The organism is Janthinobacterium sp. JF4 (assembly GCF_059617925.1).
The window spans coordinates 16,820-40,905 of record NZ_JCAQAV010000032.1; the positions used below are offsets into that span (position 1 = coordinate 16,820).

At 62.2% G+C, this 24,086-nt stretch carries 21 protein-coding genes; 3 read left to right on the forward strand and 18 right to left on the reverse strand.

The window, feature by feature from the left end; all coding sequences use genetic code 11:
* Positions 1–11: 11 nt before the first annotated feature.
* From AC54AF_RS20220 to AC54AF_RS20305, 18 genes are all read right to left on the reverse strand, one after another.
* On the reverse strand, positions 12–1,253 hold the full coding sequence (locus AC54AF_RS20220; protein ID WP_496637959.1) for a cystathionine gamma-synthase family protein: 1,242 nt from the start codon (positions 1,251–1,253) through the stop codon (positions 12–14).
* Between the two features lie 43 nt (positions 1,254–1,296).
* Positions 1,297–2,820 carry an amidophosphoribosyltransferase gene (gene purF / locus AC54AF_RS20225; protein WP_034750508.1) on the reverse strand — a complete coding sequence of 508 codons (1,524 nt, stop codon included), beginning with the start codon at positions 2,818–2,820 and terminating at the stop codon, positions 1,297–1,299.
* 38 nt (positions 2,821–2,858) lie between these two features.
* Positions 2,859–3,347 (reverse strand): CvpA family protein, encoded by a 489-nt coding sequence (locus tag AC54AF_RS20230; protein ID WP_077407525.1) that lies wholly within the window; start codon positions 3,345–3,347, stop codon positions 2,859–2,861.
* Positions 3,348–3,367: 20 nt separating this feature from the next.
* Positions 3,368–4,357 carry an SPOR domain-containing protein gene (locus AC54AF_RS20235; RefSeq protein WP_496637960.1) on the reverse strand — a complete coding sequence of 330 codons (990 nt, stop codon included), beginning with the start codon at positions 4,355–4,357 and terminating at the stop codon, positions 3,368–3,370.
* Between the two features lie 24 nt (positions 4,358–4,381).
* A complete protein-coding gene (gene folC / locus AC54AF_RS20240; protein ID WP_496637961.1) occupies positions 4,382–5,680 on the reverse strand; it encodes a bifunctional tetrahydrofolate synthase/dihydrofolate synthase in 1,299 nt (432 codons plus the stop codon).
* A 108-nt stretch (positions 5,681–5,788) separates the two neighbouring features.
* Positions 5,789–6,661, reverse strand: coding sequence for an acetyl-CoA carboxylase, carboxyltransferase subunit beta (gene accD / locus AC54AF_RS20245; protein ID WP_010400390.1), 873 nt, complete (start codon positions 6,659–6,661; stop codon positions 5,789–5,791).
* A 197-nt stretch (positions 6,662–6,858) separates the two neighbouring features.
* The gene (gene trpA, locus AC54AF_RS20250; protein WP_496637962.1) at positions 6,859–7,656 is read right to left on the reverse strand and encodes a tryptophan synthase subunit alpha; all 798 of its coding nucleotides are present in this window, start codon (positions 7,654–7,656) and stop codon (positions 6,859–6,861) included.
* Between the two features lie 79 nt (positions 7,657–7,735).
* The gene (gene trpB, locus AC54AF_RS20255) at positions 7,736–8,986 is read right to left on the reverse strand and encodes a tryptophan synthase subunit beta (protein WP_131689397.1); all 1,251 of its coding nucleotides are present in this window, start codon (positions 8,984–8,986) and stop codon (positions 7,736–7,738) included.
* Positions 8,979–9,662 (reverse strand): phosphoribosylanthranilate isomerase, encoded by a 684-nt coding sequence (locus AC54AF_RS20260; RefSeq protein ID WP_496637963.1) that lies wholly within the window; start codon positions 9,660–9,662, stop codon positions 8,979–8,981. Before AC54AF_RS20260 ends, trpB begins: the two co-directional genes overlap by 8 nt.
* A 22-nt stretch (positions 9,663–9,684) precedes the next feature.
* Complete coding sequence (gene truA / locus AC54AF_RS20265; protein ID WP_496637964.1) at positions 9,685–10,515, reverse strand: tRNA pseudouridine(38-40) synthase TruA; 831 nt, start codon at positions 10,513–10,515, stop codon at positions 9,685–9,687.
* Between the two features lie 259 nt (positions 10,516–10,774).
* On the reverse strand, positions 10,775–13,264 hold the full coding sequence (locus AC54AF_RS20270; protein ID WP_496637965.1) for a motility hub landmark protein FimV: 2,490 nt from the start codon (positions 13,262–13,264) through the stop codon (positions 10,775–10,777).
* Positions 13,265–13,519: 255 nt separating this feature from the next.
* Positions 13,520–14,647, reverse strand: coding sequence for an aspartate-semialdehyde dehydrogenase (asd, locus tag AC54AF_RS20275; RefSeq protein ID WP_496637966.1), 1,128 nt, complete (start codon positions 14,645–14,647; stop codon positions 13,520–13,522).
* Between the two features lie 45 nt (positions 14,648–14,692).
* Positions 14,693–15,763: a 3-isopropylmalate dehydrogenase gene (gene leuB, locus AC54AF_RS20280; protein WP_496637967.1), complete on the reverse strand. Its 1,071-nt coding sequence runs from the start codon at positions 15,761–15,763 to the stop codon at positions 14,693–14,695.
* 10 nt (positions 15,764–15,773) lie between these two features.
* Positions 15,774–16,421: a 3-isopropylmalate dehydratase small subunit gene (gene leuD, locus AC54AF_RS20285; RefSeq protein ID WP_131689392.1), complete on the reverse strand. Its 648-nt coding sequence runs from the start codon at positions 16,419–16,421 to the stop codon at positions 15,774–15,776.
* Positions 16,422–16,472: 51 nt separating this feature from the next.
* Entirely contained in the window at positions 16,473–16,595 is a 123-nt protein-coding gene (locus AC54AF_RS20290; RefSeq protein WP_010400408.1) for an entericidin A/B family lipoprotein, read from the reverse strand.
* Positions 16,596–16,663: 68 nt separating this feature from the next.
* Positions 16,664–18,067, reverse strand: coding sequence for a 3-isopropylmalate dehydratase large subunit (gene leuC / locus AC54AF_RS20295; RefSeq protein WP_496637968.1), 1,404 nt, complete (start codon positions 18,065–18,067; stop codon positions 16,664–16,666).
* 279 nt (positions 18,068–18,346) lie between these two features.
* Positions 18,347–20,245: a chemotaxis protein CheA gene (locus AC54AF_RS20300; RefSeq protein WP_496637969.1), complete on the reverse strand. Its 1,899-nt coding sequence runs from the start codon at positions 20,243–20,245 to the stop codon at positions 18,347–18,349.
* A complete protein-coding gene (locus AC54AF_RS20305) occupies positions 20,245–21,111 on the reverse strand; it encodes a protein phosphatase CheZ (RefSeq protein WP_496637970.1) in 867 nt (288 codons plus the stop codon). Before AC54AF_RS20305 ends, AC54AF_RS20300 begins: the two co-directional genes overlap by 1 nt.
* A gap of 467 nt (positions 21,112–21,578) precedes the next feature.
* Here AC54AF_RS20305 and AC54AF_RS20310 point away from each other — a divergent pair, with 467 nt between their 5' ends.
* The 3 genes from AC54AF_RS20310 to AC54AF_RS20320 all read left to right on the forward strand — a co-directional run bounded on the left by AC54AF_RS20310 (position 21,579) and on the right by AC54AF_RS20320 (position 23,987).
* On the forward strand, positions 21,579–22,046 hold the full coding sequence (locus AC54AF_RS20310; RefSeq protein ID WP_070260284.1) for a universal stress protein: 468 nt from the start codon (positions 21,579–21,581) through the stop codon (positions 22,044–22,046).
* 149 nt (positions 22,047–22,195) lie between these two features.
* Positions 22,196–22,840 (forward strand): response regulator, encoded by a 645-nt coding sequence (locus AC54AF_RS20315; RefSeq protein ID WP_496637971.1) that lies wholly within the window; start codon positions 22,196–22,198, stop codon positions 22,838–22,840.
* A gap of 340 nt (positions 22,841–23,180) precedes the next feature.
* A complete protein-coding gene (locus tag AC54AF_RS20320) occupies positions 23,181–23,987 on the forward strand; it encodes a Crp/Fnr family transcriptional regulator (protein ID WP_034783488.1) in 807 nt (268 codons plus the stop codon).
* Positions 23,988–24,086 lie beyond the last annotated feature (99 nt).

Here is a 24,086-nt window from a genome sequence, read left to right on the forward strand (position 1 = left end):
TGCGCGGCTTGTTATACGTCCAGCGCCTGGCGGAAATCCTCGAGCAAATCAACCTCGTCCTCGATGCCGACGGACACCCGGATCAGCGATTCGGCAATGCCCATGCTGGCGCGCCGCTCGGCACCCATCTCGTAGAAAATCGTGTGGGCGACGGGGATGACCAGGGTGCGCGTGTCACCCAGGTTACTGGCTGGAATCGCTAAATTCAGGCGGTTGAGGAAATCGAAGCAGTCGATGCCGTCCTTCAACTCAAAGCTGAACAGGGAACCATAGCTGCGGAACAAATCCGTCGCCAGCGCGTGCTGCGGGTGCGACGCCAAGCCCGGGTAATGCACGGCGGCCACGCGCGGGTCCGCGGCCAGCATGGTGGCCAGCGCCAGGGCGTTCGAGCAGGTGCGGTCCATGCGCAAGGCCATGGTTTCCGCGCCGACGGCGATATGGTGCGCCGCTTCCGGGCCCAGGGAGGCGCCGAAGTCGCGCAAGGCCTTGGCGCGGATTTGCGCGATGCCCCACTGCGCCGGCGCCGCCTTCTTGTAATTGTCGAAAATGTTCGGATACTGGGTCCAGTCGAACACGCCCGTGTCCGTCAAGCTGCCGCCCAGCGCATTGCCGTGACCGCCAATGGATTTCGTCAAGGCATTGACCACCAGGCCCGCGCCCACCGCTTTCGGGCGGAACAGGTATGGCGTCGTCATCGTGTTGTCGACGATGTACAAGATGCCCTTCTCGCGGCACAAGTCGCCGATTTTTTTCAGGTCGGCGATCTGCGTGCGCGGATTGGCGATGGTTTCGACAAACACGATGCGCGTTTGCGGCGTGATGGCGGCCGCCACGTTGGCGACAAGAGTGGCATCGACGAAGGACACGGCGATACCCTGCCCCGTCACCGTTTGCCACAGGCTGTTGGTGTTGCCAAACAAAAAGGCCGACGAGACGACATGATCGCCCGCGCGCAGCAAGGATTGCACTACGGCGCCGATGGCGCCCATGCCGGTGGCGAAGCACAGGGTGGCGACGCCGTCTTCCATCTTGTTGACCTTGTCTTCCAGCGCGGAGACCGTCGGGTTACCCTGGCGGCCATAGCGGAAGCCCGGCTCCTTGCCCTGGAACACGGAGGCGAGCTGGCGCGCATCGGCGTAACCGAAGGCAACAGAAGTATGTACGGGCTTGTGCAGGGAACCGTGTTCGATGCCCTTGCGGCGGTCGTTATGCAGGATGGTGGTGGTAAAGCCGTAGTTTTTATTGGTGGTCATGATCGCGGAGAAAAAAATGCCCGGCATCGGCCGGGCAGCTTACTTATGCTTCTGTCGTTGCCAGGTTCAGGTTCAACTGGGAACGCGGCGTATCTTCGGGCGCTGCCGCCTTCGGATGGTGGCGCGCATATTCCAGGCGGTCCAGGTACTCCTGCGACACGTCGCCCGTCACGTACACGCCATCGAAGCACGATGCCTCGAAGTTCGTCAGGGCCGGGTTGACGTCGGCGATCGCCTGCTTCAGCGCGCCGATATCCTGGTACACGAGGTAGTCGGCCGTGATTTCGCGGCACACTTCTTCCGTCGTGCGGCCGTAGGCGATCAGTTCGTCGCGCGTTGGCATGTCGATGCCATACACGTTCGGGTAGATGACCGGCGGCGCGGCCGAAGCGAAGATGACTTTCGTCGCGCCCGCTTCGCGCGCCATCTGCACGATTTCACGGCTGGTGGTGCCGCGCACGATGGAATCGTCGACCAGCAGCACGACCTTGTCCTTGAATTCGGACGGGATCGCGTTGAGCTTCTGGCGCACGGATTTCTTGCGCGCCGCCTGGCCCGGCATGATGAAGGTACGGCCGATATAGCGGTTCTTGATGAAGCCTTCGCGGTACTCGATGTTCAGCGCCATGGCCAGCTGGATGGCGGCCGGACGCGAGGAATCGGGAATCGGCATGACCACGTCGATATGCACGCCAGGCAACTCGGCGCGGATCTTCTCGGCCAGGTATTCGCCCATTTTCAGGCGCGTCGCGTACACGGAGGCGCCGTCGATAACGGAGTCGGGACGGGCCAAATAGACGAACTCGAACACGCATGGGTTCAGGCTGGCATTGTCGGCGCATTGGGCGCTGTGCAATTTCTTGTCGGCATCGATGAAGACGGCTTCGCCGGGACCGATGTCGCGCACGAAGCGGAAGCCCATACCTTCCAGGGCCACGGATTCGGAGGCGATCAGGTATTCGGGACCTTGCTCCGTTTCATTGATGCCCAGGCACAGCGGGCGGATGCCGTGCGGGTCGCGGAAGGCCAGCAAGCCCACGCCGGCGATTTGCGCGACGGCCGCGTAACCGCCCTTGACGCGGCGGTTCAGCACGGTAACGGCCTTGAAAATCGCTTCCGGATCCAGGTTCAGGCCCGTCGTCGCTTCCTGGATTTCATGCGCCAGCACGTTGAGCAGCACTTCCGAATCGGAATCGGTATTGATGTGGCGGCGGTCGTTCTTGAACATTTCCAGCTTCAACTGTTCCCAGTTGGTCAGGTTGCCATTGTGCGCCAGGGTGATGCCGAACGGCGCATTCACATAAAACGGCTGTGCTTCCTCTTCGCTCGACGAACCAGCCGTCGGGTAGCGGCAATGGCCGATGCCCGTCGTGCCTTGCAGCGAACGCATGTTGCGCGTACGGAAGACGTCACGCACGAGGCCATTGGCCTTGTGCATGGAAAACATACTGCTGTGATTGGTCGCAATCCCTGCCGCGTCCTGACCGCGATGTTGCAGGAGCAACAATGCATCATAGAGCAATTGATTGACAGGTTGATGGGAAACGACGCCGACGATGCCACACATGGTGTGCTCCTAAACTGTGCTACTGATTTTAAAAAAATTCAAAATTTCACATGCTGCGCGTAAGCGGCAGGCAGATAAGGCTTGATGGCGCGCGCGCCCTGCTCCGCGAGCGGGCTGAGCTGCGCGTTTTTCCAGAATGGCTGCTGCGGTATGGACGTCATGCCGCACAAGATGACGGCGGTCAGCACGATCACAAGGCCCCGCGCCACGCCGAACAGGCTGCCCAGGGTGCGGTCGGCCAGGCTCAGGCCCGTCACCTTGACCAGCGCGTCGACCGTCATGGACAGCAATCCCATCAGAATGCGCACGCCGATGAACAGCACCACGAAGGCCAGCAACAAACGGATGGCTTCGCCCGGCACGGCTTCCGGCAGGAATTTCGCCAGGGTGGCGCCATAGGCGTTGGCAATGACGAAAGCCACGATCCAGCTGACCAATGACAGTATTTCCTTGACCAGGCCACGCATCATGCTGATCAGCACGGACGTCACCAAGACGAACAGCACCAGGTAATCGAAGATCGTCACGCGCGTTCAGCCTTGCAACATCACGCCGGCACCAGCGAACCGCCCAGGCCCAGCTTTTGCAGCTTGGCGCGGGTCTTTTCGGCGTCTTCGCGGCTGCCGAACGGTCCCACGCGCACGCGGATGCGCTCGCCCGCCGGGCTGGAGACTTTCTGCGTGTACGACTTGATGCCCGCTTCGCGCAGCTTGTCCTGCAACTCATCGACCTTGTCCTGCGTCGCCAGCGCCGCCACCTGCACCACGAACTTGCCGCTGCCGCCGTCGTGCGCCTTGTCCTGCACCTTCTCTTGCGGCTTGTCCAGTGGCTTGCCTTCCAGGATAGCCAGCGCGCGCGCCGCATCGTCGGCCGATTGCGCCGGCTTGGCAGGCTTGGCCTCAGGCTTGGCTTCCGCTTTTACTTCATGCTTGGGCTCTGGCTTGGATTCGGGCTTGGACTCGTGTTTCGGCTCCGGCTTGGTGTCGTGCTTCGGCTCCACCTTGACAGGTTTCGGTTCAGGCTTGGGCTCGGGTTTCGGTTCCACATAGGTCGGCTTGAGCGGCGCAGGCTGCGCGGCGGCCAGCACGGGTGCCGGCGCAGGCGCAGGCGTGGGCTTGGCTGCAGGCGGCAGCGGCGCGTCGACGATTTCCTCGGACTGGTCCAGGCCATTTGCTGCGGCCTGGGCCGGAACGGCCGGCACGGGCGCCGGTGCTGGCGCGACGGCCTTTTCCTTCGACGGAATGTCGATGGCGATATCGTTGAACGGTGCCTTCGGCTCGGAATCGAGCAGCATCGGCAAGCCGACAGCGACGCCCAGGGCCAGGGCAATGGCCCCGACCAGGCGGCGGCGTGCGCGCTTTTTTTCAGGCAAGACCGGATCCGGCGCTTCCTTGCCGCCACGGCGCGATCCGCCGCCACCGGAGGTGTTGGCTGCGCGCTTGCGGGTCGGCGACTGTGCTTCGCCAGGGACATAAAAGCCGCTGTCTTCGCCAGACGATTCTTGCTTGTTTTTAAACAGTTTCGAGAACAAGCCCATGCGTGATTTTCAGTCGAGTGCGTTTCAGTGAAGTGAGGATTTTCGGGCCTTCATCACGCCGGCAACGGTGAGGAAAGAACCAAAGACCACAATTCTATCATTCTCACCGGCCCGGCTCATTGCATTTGCAAAAGCTTGTGCCGGATCATCGAAAATAGACACAGTATGCTCGCTGCTGTCGGGCTTATCTTCCAGCATGATCTGCACCTTGGCGGCCAGCTCGGACTTTGTCGCCGCGCGCGGCGACGGCAGGCCAGTCAGGCACCAGTGGTCGACGTGCTCGCTCATCGCGGCCAATACGCCATCGATATCCTTGTCCAGCATGGAGCCGAACACGGCATACGTGTACGGGTGGAAACCCATATTGCCCAGGTTCTGGTTCAGCGCCGAGGCCGCGTGCGGATTGTGCGCCACGTCGAGGATCACGCTGGGGCGGCCGGGCAAGACCTGGAAGCGGCCCGGCAATTCCACCGTCACGAGGCCCGTGCGCACTTCCTGCGCGCCCACGGGCAGCTTCAATTTCAGCACTTCCAGCGCGGCCAGCACGGCCGTCGCATTCAGGATCTGGTTGGCGCCGCGCAAGCTTGGATACGCGAGCGAATTGCGGCGCTGCTCGCGTCCGCCGTAGTTCCACTGCTGCTTGTCGCCCGAATAGTTGAAATCGCGGCCCATCAGCCACAGGTCGGCGCCGATGGCGGTCGCATGGTCGATCAGCGACTGCGGCGGCACGGGGTCGCTGCAGATGGCCGCCTTGCCTGGACGGAAGATACCGGCCTTCTCGAAGCCGATCGCTTCGCGCGTGTCGCCCAGGTAATCCGTGTGATCGATGTCGACGCTGGTGACGATGGCCACGTCGGCGTCGATCACGTTGACGGCGTCCAGGCGCCCGCCCAGGCCCACCTCCAGGATGGCCACGTCCAGCTTGGCCTGCGACAGCAAATGCACAATTGCCAGGGTGGTGAATTCGAAATACGTCAGCGGCGTATCGCCGCGCACGGCTTCGACAGCCTGGAAGCTGGCGACGAGCTGCTCGTCGCTGGCCATCTCGCCCAGCACGCGGGCGCGCTCATTGAAATCGAGAAAGTGCGGCTTGATGTACAGCCCCACTTTGTAGCCGGCACGCAACAGCACGGATTCCAGCATGGCGCAGGTGGACCCTTTGCCATTCGTGCCCGCCACCATGATCACGGGGCAAGTAAACGCCAGCTGCATGCGCGCCTTGACGGCTTGCACGCGGTCCAGGCCCATGTTGATCTGGGTTTCCGAATGGCGGGTTTCCAGCAGGGCGAGCCAGTCTGGCAATGACGTAGGGAGGTTTTGCATGGGAGACTTCTTGAAGGATGCGATGCGCAAGGCGCAGAAGAGATATAACGCGGCAGGACGATGTAGGTCGGGTTAGGCCAAAGGCCGTAACCCGACGCCAGCGGCAAATTAAGCCAGCACTTCCACAGCCTGATTCTGCAACAAAGCCAGCAGGCGCGCGATTTCTTCGCGCATCTTGCGACGGTCGACGATCATGTCGACGGCGCCCTTGGTGACGAGGAACTCGGCGCGCTGGAAACCTTCCGGCAGTTTTTCGCGCACGGTGTTTTCAATCACGCGCGGGCCGGCAAAGCCGATCAGCGCTTTCGGCTCGGCGATGACGACGTCGCCCATGAAGGCGAACGAGGCGGACACGCCGCCCATGGTCGGGTCGGTCAGCACGCTGATGAAGGGCAATTTCTTTTCCGACAGCTTGGTCAGCATGGCCGTGGTTTTCGCCATTTGCATCAGGGACAGCAAGCCTTCCTGCATGCGCGCGCCACCGGTGGCGGTGATGCAAATGAACGGCACTTTCTGTTCCAGCGCGATCTGCGCGCCGCGCACGAAGCGCTCGCCCACGACGGAACCCATGGAACCGCCCATGAATTCGAATTCGAAGCACGCCACGACCACCGGCAGGCTCATGATGGCGCCGCCCATGACGACCATCGCATCCGTCTCGCCCGTCGCTTCCATGGCGGACTTCAGGCGGTCAGGGTATTTCTTGCTATCCTTGAATTTCAAGGTGTCGACGGGCAGGATTTCCTGGCCGATTTCATAGCGCCCCCCCGCGTCGAGCAGGCTGTCGAGGCGTTCACGCGCGCGGATGCGCATGTGGTGATCGCATTTCGGGCACACGTGCAGATTCGATTCCAGGTCCGTACGGTACAGCACGGCTTCGCACGACGGGCACTTGACCCACAGGCCTTCCGGCATGGTCTTGCGCGCGGCGGCATCAGAACGCTGGATGCGCGGTGGCAGCAGTTTTTCCAACCAACTCATATTTTCTCCTTGGGCCCTTGTAGGGGTAGCGTCGGTGGACGCCCCCGGCAGACGGTAAACGGCGACGCCCCGCAGGGCGCCACCAAAAATTTTATCTATTGCACAATAACAGGCAAATCAGTGGCCGAAGTGTAGCCGTTTATCGCCGGGCTGTCGAACTTTGCCGCCACCTGAGCTTGCGTAAACAACAAGCTTGCTCAGGCGTCCAGTGCGGCGCGGATGCCTGCCGTAAAGCTGCGTACGGCGTCGACGGCACCGCCTTCCGGGGCATTTTCGATCTCCTGGATGATGCGGCTGCCGATCACGACGGCATCAGCCACCTTGGCAACAGCCTTGGCCGTGGCGCCATCGCGGATGCCGAAGCCCACGCCGATAGGTAATTTTACATGCTGGCGGATGGCCGCGAGACGTTCCGCCACCTGTTGCGTATCAATGTTGCCCGCACCCGTGACGCCTTTCAGCGACACATAATAGCTGAAGCCGCCGCCAACCTTGGCCACTTGCGCGATGCGCTCTTCGGTCGAGGTGGGCGCCAGCAGGAAGATCAGGTCGAGTCCCGCTTCGCGCATGGCGGCACCGAACTCCTCGCACTCTTCCGGCGGGTAATCGACGACGATGGCGCCATCGGCGCCAGCCGCTTGCGCCGCTGCAATGAAGGCGGCGTTGCCGATGCGCTCGATAGGATTCGCATAACCCATCAGCACCACGGGCGTCGTCTGGTTCGTCTCGCGGAACTGGCGCACATAGCCGAACACATCGTGGATGCCGACATTGAATTTCAAGGCCCGTTCGCAGGCGCGCTGGATGACGGGGCCTTCGGCCATGGGGTCGGAAAACGGCACGCCCAGTTCCAGTATGTCGGCGCCGCCCTCGACGAGCGCATGCATCAGGGGCACGGTGGCGTCAGGGCCGGGATCGCCGGCGGTGATGAAAGTGACCAGGCCGGTCTTGTTGTTCGATTTGAGATTGGCAAAGGTGGTGGCGATACGGGACATGGGGAGCTTTCTTTATATCTGTGAGGAATGTCGGGTTACGCGCTCGCGCTAACCCGACCTACTTGGGCTTGTCAGTTGCTTAACTGAAATTCAATCCCATGCGCTCCGCCACGGTATGCATGTCCTTGTCGCCACGGCCCGACAGGTTGGCCAGCACGATCTGGTCTTTCGGCAAGGTGGCCGCCAGCTTGGCCGCGTAGGCCAATGCGTGCGACGATTCCAGGGCCGGGATGATGCCTTCGATATGGCAGCAGTCGTGGAAAGCCTGCAATGCCTCGTCATCCGTGATCGACACGTATTGCGCGCGGCCCGAATCTTTCAGCCACGCGTGTTCCGGGCCCACGCCCGGATAGTCGAGGCCGGCCGAGACGGAGTGCGTCTCGATGATCTGGCCATTTTCATCCTGCAGCAGATAGGTGCGGTTGCCGTGCAGCACGCCAGGAAAACCGGCCGTCAGCGAGGCCGAGTGCTTGCCCGTGTCCAATCCTTCGCCGGCCGCTTCCACGCCGATCAGTTTCACGTCCTTCTGGTCGATGTATGGGTAAAAGATACCCATGGCGTTCGAGCCACCGCCGATGCAGGCCAGCACGTAGTCGGGCTGGCGACCCGTCATTTCCGGCATCTGCACCAGGCATTCCTCGCCGATCACGGACTGGAAGTCGCGCACCATCATCGGATACGGATGGGGGCCGGCCACGGTGCCGATAATGTAAAAGGTGTTTTCGATATTCGTGACCCAGTCGCGCATGGCTTCGTTCAGCGCATCCTTGAGGGTCTTGGAGCCGGATTCGACGGGCACGACGGTGGCGCCCAGCAATTTCATGCGGTACACGTTCTGCGCCTGGCGCTTGACATCTTCGCTGCCCATGTAGACCACGCATTCGAGGCCGAAGCGAGCGCAGATGGTGGCCGTGGCCACGCCATGCTGGCCAGCGCCCGTCTCGGCGATGATACGCGGCTTGCCCATGCGCTTGGCCAGCAAGGCCTGGCCAATCACGTTATTGATCTTGTGCGCGCCCGTGTGGTTCAAGTCTTCGCGCTTGAAATAGATTTGCGCGCCGCCCGCCATCTCGGACCAGCGCTTGGCGTGGTAAATGGGCGACGGACGGCCAACGAAGTGCTTGAGCTCGTAGCGGAATTCTTCGAGGAATTCCGGGTCGACGCTGTAGCGGGCGTAAGCATCTTTCAGTTCGGCCAGCGCATGCGTGAGCGTTTCGGCAACAAATGCGCCGCCGTACGGGCCGAAGTGGCCGCGCGGGTCAGGAAATGGGTAATCGGTGGCGTGGAACAATGCGGCGGCGGCGCCGGGCATGGTGGTGTGGTCATTCATGGTTGTTTCCTCTGGCAATGATGGCATCGGCATCCTGCACCGCGGCAATAAACGCGCGGACTCGGGATGCGTCCTTGATGCCCTTGGACGCTTCGACACCACTGCTGATGTCGACGGCGTAAGGGCGCACGCGCACCACTGCGTCAGTCGCGTTTTGTACGCTCAAGCCACCACTTAAAACGACCCGAGGCGCGAGTTCTTTTGGAATGAGGGACCAATCAAATACCTTTCCTGCACCGCCGTAGGCATCCACATAGGTGTCCAGCAAGAGGCTGGAGAACAAGGGACAGGCGGCGCGATAGCGCTGTTCGTATTCTAGCAAATCTTCAAAGGAGGTGTCGGGTTTGACGCGGAACACTTGCGTAAACGGCGTCTGCACGGCTGCGGCGAGCGCCGCGCTGTGCTCGGGCGTCTCGTCGCCATGAAATTGCAGCAGGGACAAAGGCGCCACGGCCTTCGTCGCCCGCACTTCTTCCACCGTGGCGTTGACGAACAGGCCCACCGTCGTCACGTAGGGCGGCATGGCCGCGATCAGGCTGGCCGCCTGCTCGGGCGTCACATAGCGGGGGCTTTTCGGATAAAACACGAAACCGATGGCGTCGGCGCCGGCCGCCACGACGGCGGCAACGTCTTCGGCGCGGGTCAGGCCGCAGATCTTGATGCGTGTGCGAGGCATGGCTATCCTTTATTGATGCAGATCAAAACCAGGGCAAGGCGCTGCTGCTGTCTTGCGGCAAGGCCCATTTCGGATCGTAATCGATCTGCGCCAGGTACAGGCCATCCGGCATGAACGTGGGCGCAGCCGCGTGGCGGTCTTTACTTTCAAGCAAGTGCCCGAGCCAGTCCGGTTTTTCCCGCCCCGTGCCGATGTAGACGAGCGAACCGACCAGGTTGCGCACCATGTGGTGCAGAAAGGCATTGGCCGTAATCGTAAAAATCACACAATCGCCGCGCCGCTCGATGCGGATGTCGTGCATCAGCTTGACCGGCGACTTGGCCTGGCATTGCGCGGCGCGGAAGGCCGTGAAATCGTGCCAGCCCAAGAGCGGCTGCACGGCTTGCCGCATCAGTTCCACGTCCAGCGGACGGAAAAAGAAGCCGGCGCGGCCTTCCACCAGCGGCGAACGGGTAGCGTTGTTGTACAACACATAATGATAGGTACGCGCGCGGGCGCTGAAACGGGCGTGGAAAAAGTCATTGACCGTCGGATCGCCTTCGAGTTCCCTGGCCCAGCGCACGGCGATGGATTTCGGCAGGAAGGCGTTGACGCCGCGGACCCACGAGTGCACGTCGCGGTTCAGCTCCGTATCGAAGTGCACGACTTGCTCGAGCGCATGCACGCCCGTATCCGTGCGGCCGGCGCAGGTGGTGGCCAGGCGCACGCGGGCAAACTGCTCCAGCGCGTTTTCCAGCTGGTCCTGCACCGTTTGCCCATCTTCCTGCTTCTGGTATCCGTGCCAGGCCGTGCCGTCGTACTGCAGGCCGAGGACGATACGCTTGAATGGCGTTGCTGTCGTAATATTTTGCATCGAAGCATTATACCGGCGCGCAAGCGGCCCTGCCCTCCGACCACACAAGCGCCTGAGACGGCGTTCAGGGCAAGGCGCGCGGTCGAAGACAGTACGAATAGTACGGCGAGACTGTGCAACGCAGCCATGGACGTCGTATCAGGTGCTTGAAAGCGAGCGAGACGGCGTTCAGGGCCAGGCGCGCGGTCGAAGACAGTACGAATAGTACAAGGTGAACGCCATGACCGTGCAACGCAGCCATGGACGTCGTATCAGGTGCTTAGCTCAGCAAAGCTCTCATGGTATTAGCCTTGGCAACCTGCTCTTCGCTACCGCCCTTGATGACCTCATCGATCAACTCGCGCGCGCCTTCCTTGTCACCGATTTCCTGGTAAGCGATCGCCAGGTCCAGCTTGGTATCCATTTCCATGTGGATGGCCGACAGCGGGTCGTCGACGCCCACGCTGGCCGTCTTGCCATCGTTGAGGTCCAAGTCGATGCCGGACAGGTCGAATTCCTGTGCGGGCGGTATGGCTTCCGGCAAGGTGGCCGGGGTTTGCGCGTCGTCGAACAGGCTGTCGATGGAAGGCTCGGCCGCCGCGACGGGCGCGGCAGCGGGCGCCACGGGTTCGTCGAGGTCGAAATGGGCCAGGTCGACATCCTTCAACGGATCAGGCAACGGCGTCAAGCCGGCGCCCACGCCATTCACGGGACCGGCTGGCGGCTCCAGGTCGAGGCCGAAATCCATGCTGGCGTCATACTGCGCCTCCTGCGCGGCGGAGACGGGCTTGCTGTCCGGTCCCGGCATGACGATCGGGTCGCTGGTGGAGACGGGCTCGAAATCGAGGCTGTCGAGGTCAAAATCGAGGGGGGTGCGCGCATCGCGGGCCGGCAAGGAGGACACCGGCTCGGCCGGCGCCAGGTCGGCCAGCGGCGCGGGCGCAGGAGCAGACAGATCGTCAGGCAAGTCCATGCTCTGGCCATGCAAGTCGTCGCCGGCAGCCTTGCTCAGGCTGACAACGGCATCGTCTTCCGTATCGCCATACAGCGGATTGGTGGGATCGAGCGCCAGGCCCAGCGCGGCCGCCTGCGGCCACTCTTCGCCCTGGCCGCGCGTCAGGCTGTAGAGCTCGCTGGCCTGGTCTTCAAACGCGCGCGCGTCGTTGCGGGCCGAATAGATTTCCAGCAACTTCAGGCGGGCCGCGTGGCGCTCCGGGTGGATGCGCAAGGCTTCCTTGAGGATATCTTCCGCCTGGCCATCGCGGCCGTAGGCGATATACACGTCCGCTTCGGCGACCGGGTCCGTTTCATTCGCATCGAGCATGCTGGCGCCCGCCGCCGCGGCCACGCCGGCAGCGGCGGCGCCCGTACCGAACAAGTGGTTGCTCGCTTCGGATTGCTGGTCTTCAGGCGCCAGGCCGGCCGGCGGCGCCACGGGCGGCTCCGGTTCGAATACGGGAGCCACGCTCTCAGGCGCGGGCGGCGCGTCCTTGCGGCGGCGCGCGATCACCAGCGCTGCCACGGCAGCCAGCAATGCGGCCAGGCCGATGCCGATGGCGCCCAGGTGGTCATTGATCTTGTCCGTGATGGTCGGTTCCAGCGGCGATGGCTTTTTCACCAGCGGCACCGGTTTCGCCTTCGGTACAGGCGGCAGGGCTTCGGCCGGCGCGCTGGCGATGGCCGGTGCACTTGCTGATACACTGGCTGCGGTCTCGGCTGGCTTTGCCGGGGCAGGCGCGCTCTTGTCGGCCATGGCCTTGCTCTTGACCGCCATCAACTTTTCCAGGTCGCTGACGTTCTTTTCCAGCTCTTTGACGCGCGCGGCCGCTTCATCGACCTGTTTCGCCTTGGCGATCTTGTCTTCCTCGCTGGCGACGGCGCTCTTGCCGGCCGCCTTGGCCGCCGGCTCCGCTTTCGACAGTTTCAGCTTGTCTTGCGATTCGCCTACCGCCGTCGGCTTTTCCTGCACCTTCGTGGCGCCGATCTTGCCGGCCGTGCTTTGCGCCGCTTGCGCCGCCTTGGCCGGCTTGCTTTGCGACACCTGGCCCGCCAGCCTGTTACGGTAGGCCTCGAAATCGATGGCGTGCGCCGTCACCACGCCCTTCGCTTCAGCCGCATCGGTGGCGCGCATGGTGTCCGCGCCCGGCACGGCCAGGATGCGCCCGGCCTGCATGCGGTTCATGTTCTCGCCCATGAAGGCGTCGGGATTGGCGCGGTACAGCGCGACGAGCATCATGTCGAGCGAGACGCCCGACGGTTTCAGTTCGCTGGCGATGCGGCTCAGAGTGTCCCCCGCCTTGACCTTGTATTCGCCTGCCGCCTTTTTCGGCGCCAGCGTCGCAGTACCGGCAGCGGCAGCCGGCTTGGCCTTGCCTGGCTCCACTGGCGCCGTCACTTGCGCGCCGCGCGTCTGGCGCGCTTCGGGCGTGTCGAGCACGAACGCATATTCGCGCACCTGGCGACCGCTCTTGCTGCTCAGCTCCAGCAGCAAATCGACCATCGGTTCGGCCACCGGCTGCGCCGAGCTGATGCGGATAAAGGGCTTGCCGTCGCGGTTTTCCACGGCAAACGTCAGCGCGTTCAAGGCGGGATTGAATTCCACGTTGGCCTGGCGATACGCGTCCGGTGGCGCCAGCTTGGCCAGCAGGCTGGTTGCCTCGCCCGGCTTGACGGCCGATAATTCGACCTCGGCGCGCAGCGGCTGGCCGGCGGCGGACAGCACCGTGATCTTGCCCAGTTCGGCTGCGGATGCCGCCGGTGACAATAACACCGCACAGGCGACAGCACTGCTGAGTGTTCGAATGGCAAGGGAGGCGACCCGGGGACGAGTGTGTACAGGCATAGTTGGCGGCATCTTAGTTGACATGGGAAAACTGTTACTTTTCCAGAGGTATCAACATATCATCATGCCCAGAGCTATGCAAGCTCCGCATGGTTGAGCCTTGAGGGGCTCAGGACGAAAAAAAAGCCGGGAAAACCGCCCCGGCTTGATCTGGATCAGCAATTTATTACTGATTTATTGCCATTACGCGTCCAGCAGGATGCGCAACATGCGGCGCAGCGGCTCGGCCGCGCCCCACAGCAACTGGTCGCCCACCGTGAAGGCGGACAGGTATTCGCCGCCCATGCTCATCTTGCGCACGCGGCCCACAGGAATCGTCAGGCTGCCCGTGACGGCCGCCGGCGACAGGTCGCGCACGGACGCTTCGCGCGTGTTCGGGACCAGCTTGACCCATTGATTGTTGCTGGCGATGATGTCGTTGATTTCATCGAGCGGCACGTCTTTTTTCAGCTTGATGGTCAAGGCTTGCGAATGGCAGCGCATGGCGCCGATGCGCACGCACAGACCGTCGACAGGAATTTCCTTGGTGCCGAAATCGAGGCCGCGGCCGAGGATCTTGTTCGTTTCCGCGCCCGCTTTCCACTCTTCCTTCGACTGGCCGTTGCCCAGGTCCTTGTCGATCCACGGAATCAGGTTGCCGGCCAGCGGCGCGCCGAATTGCTTGATCTCATCCGGCGAATAGCCGTGCTGGGTCGCCAGCACCTGGCGGTCGATTTCCAGGATGGCGGAAGCGGGGTTCTCCAGCAGCGCCTTGACGGAGCTGTTGATGGTGCCAAATTGCGTCAGCAATTCGCGCATGTGCTGCGCGCCGCCGCCCGATGCCGCCTGGTAGGTCATCGACGTCATCCAGTCGATCAGGTCGTGCTGGAACAGGCCGCCCAGGCCCATCATCATGCACGATACGGTGCAATTGCCGCCGATGTAGTTCTTGACGCCCTTGCCCAGCGCATCCTTGATGACGTGCAGGTTGACGGGGTCAAGCACGATGACGGCGTCTTTTTCCATGCGCAAGGTCGAGGCCGCATCGATCCAGTAGCCATTCCAGCCCGCTGCGCGCAGCTGCGGGAACACAGCACTCGTGTAGTCGCCGCCCTGACAGGAAATGATGATGTCGCACTTGGACAGTTCGGCGATGTTGTTGGCATCCTTGAGGATGGTTTCATTCTTCGCCATGGCCGGCGCCGCGCCGCCCGTGTTCGACGTCGTGAAAAACACCGGTTCGATATGGGCGAAATCGCCCTCTTCCTGCATGCGCTGCATCAGGACCGAACCGACCATACCGCGCCAACCTACCAAGCCAACTAATTTCATTACCATTCCTCAAGATGAGACGGCGACTGCCGTCATTAGACTATTTTATCCCAGCGCTTTTACAACTGCATCACCCATCGCCTCGGTACCCACCAAAGTCGTGCCCGCTTCGTGGATGTCGGCCGTGCGCAGGCCCTGCGCCAGCACTTGCTTGACGGCTGCCTCGATGCGGTTTGCCTGCTCTTCGCGGTTCAACGAATAGCGCAGCATCATGGCCGCCGACAAAATCGTCGCCAGCGGATTGGCGATGCCCTTGCCGGCGATATCGGGCGCCGAACCGTGCGATGGCTCGTACAAGCCCTTGTTGTTGGCGTCGAGCGAAGCGGACGGCAGCATGCCGATCGAGCCCGTCAGCATGGCGGCCGCATCCGACAGAATGTCGCCGAACATGTTGCCGGTCACCATGACGTCGAATTTCTTCGGCCCCCGCACCAGCTGCATGGCCGCGTTGTCGACATACATATGATCGAGCGCCACATCCGGGTATTCCTTGTGCACGTCGATGACGATGTCTTTCCAGAACTGGAAGGTCTCCAGCACATTCGCCTTGTCCACGCTGGTGAGGCGCTTGTCGCGCTTTTGCGCGGCCTGGAAAGCCACGTGGGCGATGCGGCGGATTTCGCCTTCCGCATAGCGCATGGTGTCAAAACCTTCGCGCTGGCCCTTGAACGGACCGTCCGGGCACTCGCGCACGCCGCGCGGCTGGCCGAAATAGATGTCACCCGTCAATTCGCGGATGATCAGGATATCCAGGCCGGACACCACTTCCGGCTTCAGGGTCGAGGCGCCCGCCAGTTCCGGGTACAAGATGGCCGGACGCAGGTTGGCGAACAGGCCCAGGTTCTTGCGCAAGCCCAAAATCGCCTGTTCTGGACGGAACTGGCGCTCCAGGTTGTCGTACTGGTAGTCGCCGACGGCGCCGAACAGCACGGCATCGGCCGCTTTCGCCAGTGCCAGCGTGCCTTCCGGCAAGGGGTGGCCATGCGCCGCATAGCCGGCGCCGCCCACGGGTGCCGTTTCCAGCTCGAACGATTCGCCCAGCACATTCAACACCTTGACGGCTTGCGCGACGATTTCAGGACCGATGCCGTCGCCGGGTAAGATTGCAATTTTCATGGAATGATCTTTAGATAACGTTGGCCAGCCAAGGCTGATTGGTCAAATGCCGTTCTTCGAAGGCGCGGATATCGTCGGCATGGCGCAGGGTCAGGCCGATATCGTCGAGGCCATTCATCAAACAATATTTGCGAAAGGCGTCGATCTCGAACGGGTACGAAACGGAGCCGTTGCTGGTGCGCACGCACTGCTGTTCCAGGTCCACCACCAGCTTGAAGCCGGGAAAGGCCTTGACTTCATGGAACAGGTGCTCGACCTGGCTTTCCGACAGCACGATGGGCAGCAAGCCGTTCTTGTAGCAGTTATTGAAGAAGATGTCGGCAAACGATGGCGCGATGATGGCGCGGAAGCCATATTGATCGAGTGCCCACGGCGCGTGTTCGCGCGAGGAGCCGCAGCCGAAGTTCTTGCGCGTGAGCAAAATCGAGGCGCCCTGGTAACGCGGCTCGTTGAGCACGAACTCCGGGTTCAGCGGACGGCGGCTGTTGTCCTGGCCCGGTTCGCCATGGTCGAGGTAGCGCCATTCGTCGAACAGGTTGGGGCCGAAACCGCTGCGGTGGATCGATTTCAGGAATTGCTTCGGAATAATCGCGTCGGTGTCGACGTTGGCGCGGTCCAGCGGGGCCACCAGGCCTTCGTAAATCGTAAATTTATCCATGCTGTTTCTACTCGGTAAGACGCGCGGCGCAGGGCGCCGGCACGTCACGGTTTATTTTCCGCCGGCGCCAGTGACGACCTGGCCGACTTTCTGCACATCGCGGCCGATGCCGGACACGGTGTTGCAGCCAGACAGGATGACGGTGGCGATGAGGAGGGCGAAGAGTTTTTTCATGATGAGTTCTTGATAGTAAATAAGGGACCGGGAACGCTAGTGTAAACCAGTCGCACCGGTCCCTGCCGTCATCGCAATCCCCGCACGTCGACAAAGTGGCCGGCGATGCCCGCCGCCGCCGCCATCGCGGGCGACACCAGGTGGGTACGCCCGCCCTGCCCTTGCCGGCCCTCGAAGTTGCGATTCGAGGTCGAGGCGCAGCGTTCGCCCGGTTCCAGACGGTCCGCATTCATGGCCAGGCACATCGAGCAGCCCGGCTCGCGCCATTCGAAACCCGCATCCTTGAAAATGCGGTCGAGTCCCTCGCGCTCGGCCTGATCCTTGACCAGGCCGGAACCGGGCACCACCAGCGCCAGGGTGACGTTCGAGGCGCGGTACTTGCCGCGCACCACGGCCGCCGCCGCGCGCAAATCCTCGATGCGCGAATTGGTGCAGGAACCGATGAAGACCTTGTCGATGCGGATGTCTTCGATGGCGGTGTTGGGCTTGAGGTTCATGTAGACGAGCGCCTTTTCCATCGCATCGCGCTTGACGCTGTCCTTTTCCATGTCAGGATCGGGCACGCGGCCATCGACGCCGATCACCATCTCGGGCGACGTGCCCCAGGTCACTTGCGGCACGATGTCTTGCGCGTTGAGGGTGACGACGAGGTCGAAACGGGCGCCTGGGTCCGAATGCAGGGTGCGCCAATAGGCGACGGCGCGCTCCCAGTGTGGACCGGCCGGCGAAAACGGACGGCCCTTGACGTAATTGATGGTGGTGTCGTCCACGCCGATGATGCCGGCGCGCGCGCCCGCCTCGATGGCCATGTTGCACACCGTCATGCGGCCTTCCATCGACAGGGCGCGAATGGCCGCGCCGCCGAACTCGATACAGTAGCCCGTGCCGCCGGCCGTGCCGATCTTGCCGATGATGGCCAGCACGATATCTTTCGCCGTCACGCCGGCCGGCAAGGCGCCGTCGACCTGCACCAGCATGGACTTCGATTTCTTTTGCAGCAAGGTTTGCGTGGCCAGCACGTGCTCCACTTCGGACGTGCCGATGCCGTGCGCCAGCGCGCCGAAGGCGCCGTGCGTGGACGTGTGCGAATCGCCGCAGACGACCGTCATGCCCGGCAAGGTCGCCCCCTGCTCGGGGCCGATCACATGCACGATACCCTGGCGCTTGTCGTTCATGTTGAAGTAGGTCAAGCCGTAGTGCCTGGCGTTCTTGTCCAAGGTTTCCACCTGCAGGCGCGAAACCGGGTCGGCAATGCCGTCGACGCGGCTGGTGGTCGGCACGTTATGGTCGGCCACGGCCAGGTTGGCGGAAATGCGCCACGGCTGGCGGCCCGCCACGCTGAGGCCATCGAAGGCTTGCGGGCTGGTGACTTCGTGCAGCAAGTGCCGGTCGATGTACAAAATTGTCGTGCCATCATCTTCGGCCCGAACAACGTGGGATTCCCAGAGTTTGTCGTAAAGCGTCTTCATCATGATTTATGCAGCGTTGCCACAGCCTGTAGTAAGTGATCTGTCGTACTGATCAAAGGGATCGGCAATGATTATGCCATATATTGCGCAACGCAGAAGCAAAAGCCGCCCCAGCGTGGGATAGGCGATACAAAATTTGGCGCGCTTTGCGGATATGGCGAAAAAATTGCTGATACGAAAATCCGCCAAAGTGCCGGCGGGGCGAATAAAAATCGAAAAAAGCCGAAAAAAAAGCCCGCTGCAGAGGTCTGCAGCGGGCTGGGTGTGAACTGGCCTGTGTTGTCAGGCAGCCATGCGCACACTTCCCCTGCAACCATCCATCAGGAAAGATAGGCCCACGACTAGCACCAGCTCGCCTTCGGCCGAGCGGGCGGTGCCGGTAATGCCTTCCACGGTGATGGCCGTCATCGGCTTGATCACCAGGTCGGCCGTGCCATCGACGGCTTCCACGGCGAGAATGTACGGCTGTGGCGCAGCGACAACAATACCCACGCGCTCGCTGCACGATTCATAGCCCAGGGCGCCGGCCAGCGAGCGCACGGGCAATGGACGGCCCTGGTCTTTCAGCACGGGCGCGCCACCCACTTCCATGAAGGTTTCCGGCAACTCGACGACACGCTGCACGACGGCCATCGGCAGCGCCAGCGCGGCGCCCGAGGTCGACACGAGCATGGTCGGCACGATCGACAGTTCGATCGGCAGGCGGATGGCGAACTTGGTGCCCTTGCCCAGCATGGATTCGATGTGGATGGCGCCGCGGTTTTTCTCCACGGCCGTCTTGACCACGTCCATGCCCACGCCGCGCCCGGAGACGCTGGAGGCCACTTCCTTGGTCGAGAAGCCCGGCAGGAACACCAGCTGGAAGCATTCGTCGTTGCTCAACTGCGCGTTTTCGCTGATCAAGCCTTTTTGCTGGGCCTTGCTGCGCAGGAAGGCCGGGTCCATGCCCTTGCCATCGTCCTGCAGCACGATCATGACGCTATTGGCTTCCTGCCAGGCTTTCAGCGAAATATACGATTTGGCGGGCTTGCCGGCAGCCAGGCGCGCTTCCGGCGATTCGACGCCATGGTCAAGCGAGTTGCGCAGCATGTGCACGAGCGGATCGTACAGGCTGTCGACCACCACGCGGTCGACTTCCGTCTCCGCGCCTTCGATGGTCAGTTCGACATCCTTGCCCAGGTCTTTCGCCAGCTCGCGCACCAGGCGCGGGAATTTCTGGAACAGGCGGCCCACGGGCTGCATGCGCGTGGCCAGGGTGGCCCGCTGCAGTTCCGTCGAGTAGCGCGAGGCGCGTTCCAGGGTTTCCGCCAGGGTCGCCATCAAGGTGGCGGCCTGGCCTTCGAATTTGAATTGCAGCAAGCGCTCAAGCAGCACGGCAGCCTGGTTGGCGGCCTGCACGGATTCGCCCGCCACTTCCAGCAGCGCGTCGAGCTTGACGGCGTCGACGCGGATGCTGTCTTCCTTGACGGGCGCGGCATGGCGCACTTCCGGACGCTCTTCGCGGCGTTCGGCGCCATCCCAGGCCTTGCCGGCCGGCTTGGCGGCAGCAGCAGCAGCAGCAGCAGCAGGAACAGCAGCGGCGGTCACGACGGCAGGGGCAGCGGCAACGGCGGACACGGGTGCGGCAGCGACCCGGCTAGCCTCGGGCACGACGGCGTTATACATGCCTTCCCAGTCCAGGCCATCGGCGCTGGCGGTGGCTACGGCGGCGGCAGGCGCGGCCACCACAACTTCGGCGACCTCGGCAACGACCACGGCGGCTTCCGCCACCACGGCGGCGGCCGGCGCGTCCATGCCCTTGCCTTCGATGGCGTTCGTCAGGATGTGTTCCAGCTCTTCCGGCATGGCCGGCAAGCTTTCCGGCGCGGCGCCATTCGCCAGTTCCGTCAGCTGGTCGGCCACGAAACCGGACGCTTGCAGCGCCGCCTCGATGGCGATCGGCGTCACGGGCGCGGCGCCCGTGCGCAAGGCGTCGAACAGGTTTTCCGTCAGATGGCAGGCGGCCACCAGCGCGGGCAAGCCCATGAAGCCGGCGCCACCCTTGATGGTGTGAAAGGAACGAAACACGGCATTCAGTGTTTCCTTGTTGTCAGGATCACGCTCGAGGCGCAATAAGTGCTCTTCAACATTAACCGCAAGATCCATCGCCTCAACGACGAAATCCTTGAGCATATCGTCCATTAGAATCCCAAATCCGCAAGAAGGTCGTCTACATTATCCTGATCCAGCGCCACCGACGGCACGGACGGGCCCTGCATCAGCGGCACCGGCTTTTGCGCCAGCTTTTCGCGCACCTCGGCCGGCGCGTTGTCGCGCAGCAGCTGAGCCAGCTCGTGCTCCACCGTCTTGGTGATGTTGACCACTTTTTTGATCAGCTGGCCCGTGATGTCCTGGAAGTCCTGCGCCATCATGATTTCCAGCAAGCGCGCTTTTTCCGCTTCCGTCGCTTCGGCCACGGCTTGCGCGAACTGGCGCGAATCGCCGGCCAGGGCCTTGAATTCTTCCAGGCTCAGCTTGCCATCGAACAGCGCCGTCCAGCGGCTGTCCATGTCCTTGGCTTTCTTCGACAGCACATCCTGTGCCGGCATGCCTTCGTCCAGGGTGTTCAAGACCTTGTTGGCGGCTTGCTCGGTGAGCGTGGCCACATACTCCAGCCGGTCCTGGGCATCGACGATCTGCGACGACGCTTCCGTCAACGCCTTGTCGTAGCCCAGTTCGCGCAGCGAATCGTGCAGCAGGCGCACGATGCCGCCCAGACGCTCGAACATCGGCTTGTCGGACTGATCGACCGGATCGGCCGCTTCGCCAGGCGCGCCGGCGCCGGCCACGGGAACCGCTTCCGGCGCGGCAGGCGCGGCAGCAAGCGGCGCCGCTGCGGCTGCAGGCACGGCGGCGCTGGCCGACACGGAGTCGAACAGCGCGTCAAAATCGTCATCCGCGATCACGGCGGGAGCGGGCGCGGCGGCAGGCGCCGGCGTGGCTGCGGCCGCGCTTTGCGCGGATACTTCATCGAATAATGCATCGAAATCATCAGCGGCGTTGGTCATATCCCTGCTTCTCCATAATTTGTCAAAATTCCGCCTGAACTGTGCGTTTTACAGACTGATACCCACAATTTCTCGATTAAGATGATTTGAGGCAATACCGCTGCGATGGTGCGAGTGTAGCAGGGCGCCGCCCTGTTGGTAAATCTCAAAACGCGCTTCCTGGTGCAAAGCGGGTCCACAAGAGCTTTTCCGCCAGGAAATAAGTGTTCCTGCTGTTGTATTTTGAAATACTACCATTGGCGTGCGTGCAAGACCACGCGCCATACAAGAAATCCTGCATCCGGGCGGCTGCGCAACAGCCCCGCACGGACATCGTTGCAGCTAAAACACGATCTTTCTGCCAATGTTGTCTATACTGAAGGTGCAATAGTATTGATAATTATCAAGTCTTTACATGAATACAATGCTGCCGCCACGTCTACAATAAGAGGCGCTGTGCGCGCTGAGTCACTGCCAAAGGACCTGCCATGTATAAGAAAATTCTGATCGCCACGGACGGCTCCACCGTCTCCAACTTGACGGCCTGTGCCGGCGTTGCCTTTGCCGAACAGATGCACGCCGACATCCTTGCCGTGTACGTGGCACCCGAGTACCAGTACCCGGTGTACATCGAAATCATTCCACCAAGTTATCCCAGCGAAGAGGAATACCGCATCGCCATGCGCAAGGCGGGCGCCGACCATTGGCAGCCCATCCTCGACGCGGCCGCCAAGCGTGGCCTGCAAGCGACGGGATTGACGGCCTTTTCCGACAGCCCGGCCCTGAAAATCGTGGAAGTGGCGCAATTGCAGCAATGCGACCTGATTTTCATGGGCTCGCATGGCCGCAGCGGCTGGGGCCAGTTGCTGCTGGGCAGCGTGACCAATAAAGTGCTGTCGCACTCGAAGTTGCCCGTGCTCGTGCATAGGCTGATCAAGGAACCCCCGGCAAAATAAGGGGTCATATGGACACGGGGGCCGCCGCTGCCGGCACATCAGGAAAAAGGCAAATGTGCGGCCACTTCGGTTAAAATGACAACATTTCTCGTTTCTTAACATGTCCGGTGACGGACACAGCAGATTACACGCCACCAGATTGCCCGCCTATGATACGTATTGTGATTGCCGACGACCACACCATCATGCGTGAAGGATTAAAGCGCATCCTCGACGGCGCGCCGGATATCGACATCGTGGGTGAAGCCATCGACGGCTTTGAAGTCCTCAACCATGTGCGCCAGGGCGGCTTCGACCTGCTGCTGCTCGACCTGTCGATGCCGGGCCGCAGCGGCGTCGACCTGATCCGGCAAATCCGCAGCGAGGCGCCCAAGCTGTCCATCCTGATCCTCACCATGCACGAGGAAGAGCAATATGCGGTGCGCGCCATCCGCGCCGGCGCGCAAGGCTATCTGACCAAGGAAAGCGCGGGCACCCAGCTCGTGGGCGCCATCCACAAGGTGGCGTCGGGACGTCCGTACATCAGCGCCGAAGTGGCGGAGCAACTCGTGCTCAACATCATGATGCCGAATGAAAGCTTGCTGCATAAACAATTGTCGGACCGCGAATTCGAAGTCTTTTCCCTGCTGGTATCAGGCAAGTCGATCACGGAAATTGCCAACAATCTGCACCTGAGCGTGAAGACGGTGAGTACGCACAAGACGCGCATCATGCAAAAGATGGGCATGAGTTCGCTGTCGGAGATGGTTCAGTATGCCGTCGCGCACCGCCTGCTGTCCCCCTTCAAGACGTGAATCCTGCGACGCGCGCCCGCGCGTCGACTGTAGGAACAATCCTACTTCATCTACCACAGCTCCTACTGCCATATTCAGCCACTGCTGATATTAATTGCATACGGTTGTTGGCATACTGAAACCAGTAATCAAGTTGCTGGGAAGTTATTTCATCACGCAGCAAGTCTTCAGCGAATTGAGCATTACCTGCCTGGACGCGCGCCGCCGACCCTTGCCCGCCCGCCGTCCCGCGCACCCCGTCATTCAACTCTGAACTACCTGTCACCAGGAGATGAACATGCTGTCCACGCAAACGCCCGACACCCGCTCTGCTTCACCATCGCTGGCCCCCTCTTCTCCGATGGAAGCAGGGCGCCAGCGCCAGGGCCGGCTCTGGTCGAACCTGAAGGAGGTGTGCGACCTGCTGCATATCTCCAGCGCCTGCACCATCGCCGCCGACGAACTGCTGTTCCAGCACGTGCAATTCAAGACGGGCCAGCGCGTGCACACCATCGGCCAGCCGTTCGACACCCTGTACATCGTCAATTCGGGCTTCCTGAAAACCGTGCTCATTGATGAATTCGGCAATGAACAGGTGCTCAGTTTTCCCATGAAGGGCGACATGCTGGGCGTCGACGGCATCCACTCGCGCCATTATTCCTCGGAAGCGGTGGCCCTGTCCGACTGCGACCTGATCCTGCTGCCGTTCAAGAAACTCACGGCGCTGGGCAGAGTCCATTTGGAACTGGAAAATGTCATGTACGGCGTGATGAGCCGCGAACTGGTGCGCGAGCAAGCCATGATCGGCATGCTGGGTGCCCTCAGCGCCGAAGCCCGCGTGGCGCGCTTCCTCGTCTCGCTGGCCGACCGCTTCGCGCAGATGGGCTACTCGAGCAAGCTGTTCAACCTGCGCATGACGCGCCATGAAATCGGCAGCTACCTGGGCCTGACCCTGGAAACGGTCAGCCGCACCCTGTCCGCCTTCAATGAAATCGGCCTGATCACGGTCGACCAGCGCACCATCGGCATCAAGGATCCGGATGCCCTGAAAACCCTGCGCCGCCTACCGCCGTCGCGCTCGCGCGCCAAGCAGCTGGCCGCCGCCAAGCTCAAGGCCGACACCACCGCGGCCGCCACCGCCTCGGCGCAATTGCTGGCCACTATCTAGCGCCATCCCGATTTCTTCAAGCTTGGCACAGGCTTGACCCGGCCAAGGCGCGCAACGCCTTGCCGGGTCTTTTTTGCTGCCGCTCCCCGCCTACGCCGC

What these genes read in the sequence shown, in the direction of transcription:
- leuD (WP_131689392.1), bottom strand. Translation starts at nt 16,421, where the DNA reads ATGGATAAATTTACGATTTACGAAGGCCTGGTGGCCCCGCTGGACCGC.
- AC54AF_RS20300 (WP_496637969.1), bottom strand. Translation starts at nt 20,245, where the DNA reads ATGGACGATATGCTCAAGGATTTCGTCGTTGAGGCGATGGATCTTGCG.
- AC54AF_RS20235 (WP_496637960.1), bottom strand. Translation starts at nt 4,357, where the DNA reads ATGGGCTTGTTCTCGAAACTGTTTAAAAACAAGCAAGAATCGTCTGGC.
- AC54AF_RS20310 (WP_070260284.1), top strand. Translation starts at nt 21,579, where the DNA reads ATGTATAAGAAAATTCTGATCGCCACGGACGGCTCCACCGTCTCCAAC.
- leuC (WP_496637968.1), bottom strand. Translation starts at nt 18,067, where the DNA reads ATGATGAAGACGCTTTACGACAAACTCTGGGAATCCCACGTTGTTCGG.
- AC54AF_RS20305 (WP_496637970.1), bottom strand. Translation starts at nt 21,111, where the DNA reads ATGACCAACGCCGCTGATGATTTCGATGCATTATTCGATGAAGTATCC.
- trpB (WP_131689397.1), bottom strand. Translation starts at nt 8,986, where the DNA reads ATGAATGACCACACCACCATGCCCGGCGCCGCCGCCGCATTGTTCCAC.
- purF (WP_034750508.1), bottom strand. Translation starts at nt 2,820, where the DNA reads ATGTGTGGCATCGTCGGCGTCGTTTCCCATCAACCTGTCAATCAATTG.
- AC54AF_RS20290 (WP_010400408.1), bottom strand. Translation starts at nt 16,595, where the DNA reads ATGAAAAAACTCTTCGCCCTCCTCATCGCCACCGTCATCCTGTCTGGC.
- leuB (WP_496637967.1), bottom strand. Translation starts at nt 15,763, where the DNA reads ATGAAAATTGCAATCTTACCCGGCGACGGCATCGGTCCTGAAATCGTC.
- AC54AF_RS20220 (WP_496637959.1), bottom strand. Translation starts at nt 1,253, where the DNA reads ATGACCACCAATAAAAACTACGGCTTTACCACCACCATCCTGCATAAC.
- AC54AF_RS20315 (WP_496637971.1), top strand. Translation starts at nt 22,196, where the DNA reads ATGATACGTATTGTGATTGCCGACGACCACACCATCATGCGTGAAGGA.
- truA (WP_496637964.1), bottom strand. Translation starts at nt 10,515, where the DNA reads ATGCAAAATATTACGACAGCAACGCCATTCAAGCGTATCGTCCTCGGC.
- trpA (WP_496637962.1), bottom strand. Translation starts at nt 7,656, where the DNA reads ATGTCCCGTATCGCCACCACCTTTGCCAATCTCAAATCGAACAACAAG.
- AC54AF_RS20320 (WP_034783488.1), top strand. Translation starts at nt 23,181, where the DNA reads ATGGAAGCAGGGCGCCAGCGCCAGGGCCGGCTCTGGTCGAACCTGAAG.
- AC54AF_RS20260 (WP_496637963.1), bottom strand. Translation starts at nt 9,662, where the DNA reads ATGCCTCGCACACGCATCAAGATCTGCGGCCTGACCCGCGCCGAAGAC.
- asd (WP_496637966.1), bottom strand. Translation starts at nt 14,647, where the DNA reads ATGAAATTAGTTGGCTTGGTAGGTTGGCGCGGTATGGTCGGTTCGGTC.
- accD (WP_010400390.1), bottom strand. Translation starts at nt 6,661, where the DNA reads ATGAGTTGGTTGGAAAAACTGCTGCCACCGCGCATCCAGCGTTCTGAT.
- folC (WP_496637961.1), bottom strand. Translation starts at nt 5,680, where the DNA reads ATGCAAAACCTCCCTACGTCATTGCCAGACTGGCTCGCCCTGCTGGAA.